The sequence below is a fragment of the Paenibacillus agaridevorans genome, assembly GCF_003112455.1.
Lineage (GTDB): Bacteria > Bacillota > Bacilli > Paenibacillales > Paenibacillaceae > Pristimantibacillus > Pristimantibacillus agaridevorans.
Window position 1 is genome coordinate 1 of record NZ_BDQX01000306.1, and the last position, 6502, is coordinate 6502.

At 51.0% G+C, this 6502-nt stretch carries 5 protein-coding genes and 2 riboswitches; all 5 genes read left to right on the plus strand.

Translation table 11 applies throughout. The features are described 5' to 3' along the window. Nucleotides 1-508 precede the first annotated feature (508 nt). Nucleotides 509-595: riboswitch (cyclic di-GMP riboswitch) on the plus strand. Nucleotides 596-713: 118 nt separating this feature from the next. After that, nucleotides 714-794, plus strand: a riboswitch (cyclic di-GMP riboswitch). Nucleotides 795-808: 14 nt separating this feature from the next. After that, nucleotides 809-1612, plus strand: a complete 804-nt coding sequence (locus PAT3040_RS24955) for a transglutaminase-like domain-containing protein (RefSeq protein ID WP_108994816.1) — start codon at nt 809-811, stop codon at nt 1610-1612. A 248-nt stretch (nt 1613-1860) separates the two neighbouring features. Next, complete coding sequence (locus PAT3040_RS24960) at nt 1861-2823, plus strand: ABC transporter permease (RefSeq protein ID WP_258235145.1); 963 nt, start codon at nt 1861-1863, stop codon at nt 2821-2823. Between the two features lie 25 nt (nt 2824-2848). After that, entirely contained in the window at nt 2849-3721 is an 873-nt protein-coding gene (locus tag PAT3040_RS24965; RefSeq protein WP_108994817.1) for a carbohydrate ABC transporter permease, read from the plus strand. 84 nt (nt 3722-3805) lie between these two features. Beyond that, entirely contained in the window at nt 3806-5428 is a 1623-nt protein-coding gene (locus PAT3040_RS24970; RefSeq protein ID WP_108994818.1) for an extracellular solute-binding protein, read from the plus strand. A 45-nt stretch (nt 5429-5473) separates the two neighbouring features. Then, nucleotides 5474-6502, plus strand: a 1029-nt coding sequence (locus tag PAT3040_RS24975) for a cache domain-containing protein (RefSeq protein WP_146200540.1), incomplete at its 3' end; no start/stop codon positions are given.

Below are 6502 nucleotides of genomic sequence, written 5' to 3' on the forward strand. Positions count from 1 at the left end.
TCCCGGGCTTGCAGCCCGGGAGCCTCTCTTGCTGTGTCTGGACTATGTAACCGTTCGGTACTGCTGCGGAGCCGATCGATTCTGCGTCTGACAGGGCATGTATGGGAACTGGGATTGATCAGAATTTAGAAAAGATCCGCTTGCGGCTGTTCTTCCTGACTTTGTACCAGTAATGGCCGTTCTCGTCGCGAAAAATTCTAATACCGATTAGCTTGAGCGGTGTCGTTAATTCGGTGAACATTATATATCCGGACATATCCATCACCTCGCTTACATACTCTCCTAATAATATCAAACTTTTTACCTATTTACTAGGAAAATATGCTTATTCATATGGGCTAAAACTACTATTTTCTAGTTTTGCGAGAAGCTTGCGTTCTCTCAGGCGACAATGTTGTTCAATCGGTTTGACGAGCGTTGAAGGCCAGCATCGAACCAAGCGTCCATTTGTCAGAAAAAAGGGTTGCAACTCTAGCAAATTGTGGTAACATGGAACTATAAAAGCGAGACACGATAACGGCAAACTTGGCGAAAGCCAGGGACGCAAAGCTACAGGGTCTTCCAATCCATGGATTGATGACAGCCAGCTACCGAATGATTGGGCTTTTTTGTTGTTTATAGGACTTTATCGCACGGCAATAGGTCTTTATTGAACACCTTATTGCGTGTCAAAAAGTTCGTTTTTCAGCACCGAGACTACCTCTAAAAGCTTCACACGATAATGGCAAACCTGTCGAAAGGCAGGGACGCAAAGCTATAGGGCCTTCTAAATAGATGGCAGCCTGGCCACCGAAGGGAGTTTTTTGTTATGCGTAAATTCATTATGATGGTTGTATCGGTATTCGTGCTGTTTACATCGGTACAAGCTGTATCGGCCGCTGATGCAGGTGCCGCTTGGCTGGACACGTCGGCATTGGCGCAAGGCATTGTCAAGGTAACCTATGATGTAAAGCCGAAGGTCAAGATGAAAGTCATGATCGCGAAGGGCAAAGAAAACTATACGTATAGTCTGGCTACAGGCCGCGTAACGGAGACTCTTCCACTGCAGCTCGGCAATGGCGAGTACAAGATCATGCTTCTGGAGAACATCTCGGGCACCTCGTATAAAGCGGTCAAGCAACAAGCGGTTACGCTGAACCTCAAGGATGAGAAGGTCGTGTACCTTAACTCCGTTCAAAATGTAAGCTGGACAAGCACTAGCCAAGCCATTGCGAAAGCGAAGGAACTGGCAAAGGGCAAAACGACGGACGAAGAAAAAGCGAAAGCCGTATACAACTACATCATCGCAAATATCGCGTATGACAAGGTTCTGGCAGACACCGTCACTTCCGACTACCTGCCGAGCATCGACAAGACGCTTGCTTCGAAGAAGGCGATCTGCTACGGATACGCTTCGACATACGCGGCAATGCTGAGAAGCCTTGATATTCCGACCAAGCTGGTCATGGGCGATTCCGATTATGTAGACGTCTACCACGCATGGAACGAGGTTTATCTTAACGGCAAGTGGGTCATCGTGGATACGACAGTGGACGCAGGCATTAAGCAAAGCAACAAAGCGACCGTATTTGCAAAGGACGCAACCAAGTATACGAAAACCAAACAGTACTAATATATAGGTTCATAAGAAGAAGGAGACTCGCGAAGCGGGTCTCTTTTTTTGCGTTTAAGCCGGATTCGGAGCGCAATAAGGGGCAAATCGCGAAAAGGGTGTAGCATCTCAAAAAAAGCGTGTGCTCCAAAAAAGGATATGGCGTAGCGCCGTAAAAAGTGGTGATTTCAATAGCGGGCGATGCCGTGCTAGTTTAAGGGTGCAGGTTAGCCAATAACCATTTAAACCGAAAGGAGACTCGCATGAAAATGAATATACCGCAACCGACGGGACTGCCTGCCGAACCCGGAATGCCCGCTAGAAAAAAAGCGTCATTTTGGAAGCAAGTTTCACGAAATCGCTTTCTTTATATGTTGCTTGTGCCGGTGGCCATTTATCTGCTCGTGTTTAAATACGCTCCCATGTTCGGCGAGATTATCGCGTTCAAAAATTATCGTCTGGCCGACGGCATTTGGAACAGCCCCTGGGTTGGCTTCGAGCAGTTCGAGAAGCTGTTTGCGAGCCGGGAGTTCTATGTCGTGCTTAAAAACACGCTTTTGTTGAACTTGTATCACCTTCTATTCGCGTTTCCCGTGCCGATTCTGCTGGCCATTCTGTTAAACGAGGTCCGCGTGGAATGGTACAAGAGGACGTTGCAAAATTTGCTTTATATTCCCCATTTCATTTCTTGGGTCGTGCTGGGCAGCATCGTGATCGCGTTACTGTCGCCGTCCACGGGGTTCGTCAATTATTTGCTAAAGGGCTTCGGGCTGGAGCCGATCTACTTTATGGCCGACAAGCTTTGGTGGCCCGTCAGCTTTATCGTCTCGGGTATATGGAAGGAAGCCGGCTTCGGCACGATCCTGTATTTGGCCGCCATGGCGTCCATCGATCCGACGTTGTACGAGGCTGCAAGAATGGACGGGGCAAGCAAGCTGCGGCAAACCTGGCATGTGACGCTCCCCGGCATTCGCAGCACGATCGCGATTCTGCTCATTTTGCAAGTAGGCAAAATGATGGATGTCGGCTTCGAGCAGGTGTATGCGCTTCGCAATGACGCGGTGACAAGCGTGGCGGAGGTCATCAGCACCTTTGTGTATACGAGGGGCCTGGTGAATTTGCAGTACAGCTATACGACGGCACTCGGACTGTTCCAATCGTTGATTGCCTTGATATTGGTCGTATCGGTTAACCGGATCATCAAGGCGATGGGAGAGAGGGGCCTATGGTGAGAAGGACGACAGGAGGTAATCGGACATGAATGAAAGAAGTTCCTCGCCAGCCTGGTTTCGATGGCTCAACTATATATTCCTAGCGCTATGCGCTTATGCGACTTTGTTTCCCTTTATCAATATTATCGCGACGTCCTTTAGCAGCAGCAGGGCGATCAACGCGGGCGAAGTGTTTATGTGGCCGATCGAATTTAATCTCGACGCCTACAACAATTTGATTAGGGACGGTCAACTGATCGTCGCCATGAAGAACACGGTAATCATTACGCTGGTAGGCACCGCGCTTAATATGCTGTTTACGATTATGGCGGCTTATCCGCTGTCCAAGGCAAGGCTCAAGGGCCGGAATGTCATGCTGATGGCGATTCTGTTTACGATGCTGTTTAGCGGCGGGCTCATCCCGAACTTCCTGCTCGTCAATACGCTTGGTCTTGTCAACTCCTATTGGGCACTATGGCTCCCCGCGCTTATTAGCGCCTACAACATGTTTGTTATGAAATCGTTCCTGGAGGGGTTGCCGGAGGAGCTGGAGGAATCCGCGGCTATCGACGGAGCGAGCGAGTTTACGATTCTGTGGCGAATTATTCTGCCGTTGTCGAAGCCGGTCATCGCGGCTCTAACGCTGTTCTATGCGGTCGGCTGGTGGAACTCTTATATGAACGTGCTGATCTATATCCGAAGCACGGATAAATTGTCGCTTATGGTAAAGCTGTACCAAATGATCGATCTGGTCAGCACGGAGCTGCTGCGCGGGGAAGGCGTCCTCCAAGCGGTCATAACGCCGGAGAGTATCCGGGCGGCGGCGGTCGTGTTTGCCATCGTGCCGATCCTGTGCGTCTATCCATTCCTGCAGAAACATTTTATCAAGGGCGTTTTGCTGGGGTCGATCAAAGGTTAACAGCTCGGCGTTCTCAAAAGATGTCAAATGCGCTCTCGCGGCGCGTTCTGATATAATTTAAAAACAGTTAACAGGAGGTCAAGTATGGATCAAAAAGGGAAGCAATACTTAAAGGGCAGATTGCTGCTGATTCTCGTCGTTATGGTGATGGTCGTCGTATCCGCTTGTTCTAACGGCGCAAACGGTTCGGGCAACAAAGGAAACGGCAATAAGGCCGGTCAGGAAAGCCAAGCGCCTTCAGACAATGGGGGGGCGGAGAAGGACCCGTATGAAGGTCTGCCTAAAAAGATCAGCATTTCCACCTTTGATCGGGGTCAGGTATCCAGCGACGAAGGCACGTATGAGGATAACCGTTGGGTCAAGTGGATTCGCGAGCAATCCGGCATCGACGTATCGATCGTGCCCGTGCCGCGCAATCAGGCGCAGGACGCGCTTAACGTGTTGTTTGCGTCCGGCGGAGCTCCCGATCTGGTGTGGGAGTATGACCGCGCGTATATCGGCAAGCTGGTGACCCAAGGCGTCATTCAACCTATTGGAGAATATATCGAGAAGTACAGCACGTCGTACAAAAAATATTTGGAAGAACATCCCGAACTGCTGCCTTACTTGACGTTCGACGGCGAGATCTATGCCGTATCCGCGGAACGTCCGTTGTTCGCGGTTGCCAATCACGGCGTCTGGATTCGGCAGGATTGGCTGGATGAGCTGAAGCTCGATCAGCCGACAACCGTCGAGGAGTTGATCGCGGTCGCCAAGGCGTTTAAGGAACGATATCCGGACAGCACGCCGATCGTAGGCCATACCACGAGCGATATCTACTCGGCCATCTATGGCGCCATGAACTTCCAGTGGTATCTGGAGGACGGCAAGATGCAATACGGGGCTACGCTGGATCGGTTCGCCGATGTGATCGGGCTGGAGAAGCAGCTTTATGAATTGGGGCTCGTAGACAAAGAGTATCTGACCGATAGCAACAATCAGCGCGCCAGCCAGCTCTGGACGACAGGCAAAGCGGGCATTTACCTCGGGCAATGGGGAAGAGGCTCGAACGATATTATGATCAAGGATATGCTGTCCAACGTGCCGACGGCGAATCCGGTACCGCTGGAGATGGTCGCTTCCCAGTATGGCAAGTACGGCGCTTATCAAGAAGCTCCGCCTAATATTTTCGTAGCTTTCAATAAAGATATGAAAAATCCGAAAGCGGCGATCGAATATTTGGACTGGCTGATCGACGGAGGCTGGTATCCGCTTGTCAATGGCGAGGAAGGCGTCCATTATGAAAAGGTTAACGACGTTCCGAAGCAGCTTGACAGCGATAAGTTTAACAAGGAAGTGCTGTACGCCGGCGAATACGCGGTCGTCAGAGATCAAGTGACCAAAGCCGAGGACCTGCTTGCGCTTGCTCCCGACGACGAGCAGTCCCAGCGTATCGCCAAGCTGAACATGACATCGCTCGAGATCGCCATGAAAAACGAGTTCCGCAGGGACATCCCGTATCAGCCAAGCTTCGACAAGATTAACGAGATCCGTTCGACGCTGGATACGTTTATCCGGGAGACGCGCGCAACCGCCGTAACCCAAGGGTCGAAATATACGGGGCAGTGGGCGCTCGAGGAGATCCGCAAGGAATGGGAGCGACTGGGCGGCAAGGAAGCGGATGAGCTTGCGCAGAAGTGGTACGAGGAGAACAAGGCAAGCTTCTAAAATGACGGAAGTCTGAATGAGGTTGACTTATAAGGGGGAACAGGCATGAACGTGACCAAAAATCGGAGGCTTGTGAAAGCGATCGGCGTTTTGTCCATCGTCCTGTTCCTCCTTGTATCGACTTCATTCTTTTTCACCTATTCGGTATTCAATAAACAATTGAAACGGCAACTGGTCGATACGAATATGGAACTGCTCGGCCAAGTCGACCATAAGCTCGAGCTGACGCTTAAGCATATTGACAAGTCGACGATTCAGTTGCTCAAGAACGATGAGGTCATCCGTTTCTTTGACAAGGATCTGGATGAGCAGGCAAGCCAAAATAATGCGTTTCGTATTTCCAACTTGATCGCGAACGCGATCAACAGCATGGATAATATTTTCACAATCGACTTGTATTCCTATGGAAAACAACGGCTTGTCACGGGGAATGTGCTGACGGAGGAGGAGCTGTCGAACGACTTTCGCTGGATTACCGGGTTCGAGCAATTTGACGGTTTCTATGAATGGATGTCGACACGCAAGGTGCTCATCAACCGTTCCAGCTATCCCGTTTATCGCGACGTCGTGACGCTGGTGCGCACCTATCCGCTTATCCATTCGCCGGGGACGAGAAGAGGGGCCGTTGCGGTTAACGTCAAGGAAGATGCGTTGTACGGCCTGATTCGGAATACGGCCGATGCCGATGGCGGGCAGACCTTCGTGGTCGACCGGGAAGGCGTCGTGGTGCTTCATTCGGACCATAATAAGGTAGGCAAGGACATCAGCGAGTTTTCCTATATAAGCCGTATGCTGAAATCCGAGGGGGACACGGGTCATTTCACAGCCGATGTGGAACAGACGCTGTCCTCCGTCTTCTATGTCAAAGACGATTATACGGGCTGGTATATCGTCCGCTCCGTGCCGGAGTCGCAGTTTACCCGTCCGCTCATCCTGTTCCGCAACGTATTGTTCCTGCTCGCGGTTGTCTTGTTCGTTGTCGCTACGGTATCGGCCGCAGTGATCGGCCGCTGGACGTTCAAGCCGATGAATCGGTTCGTCCAGGCGATGCGGCAGCAATTGTCGGCCCCCCCC

What these genes read in the sequence shown, in the direction of transcription:
- PAT3040_RS24955 (WP_108994816.1), top strand. Translation starts at nt 809, where the DNA reads ATGCGTAAATTCATTATGATGGTTGTATCGGTATTCGTGCTGTTTACA.
- PAT3040_RS24965 (WP_108994817.1), top strand. Translation starts at nt 2,849, where the DNA reads ATGAATGAAAGAAGTTCCTCGCCAGCCTGGTTTCGATGGCTCAACTAT.
- PAT3040_RS24970 (WP_108994818.1), top strand. Translation starts at nt 3,806, where the DNA reads ATGGATCAAAAAGGGAAGCAATACTTAAAGGGCAGATTGCTGCTGATT.
- PAT3040_RS24960 (WP_258235145.1), top strand. Translation starts at nt 1,861, where the DNA reads ATGAATATACCGCAACCGACGGGACTGCCTGCCGAACCCGGAATGCCC.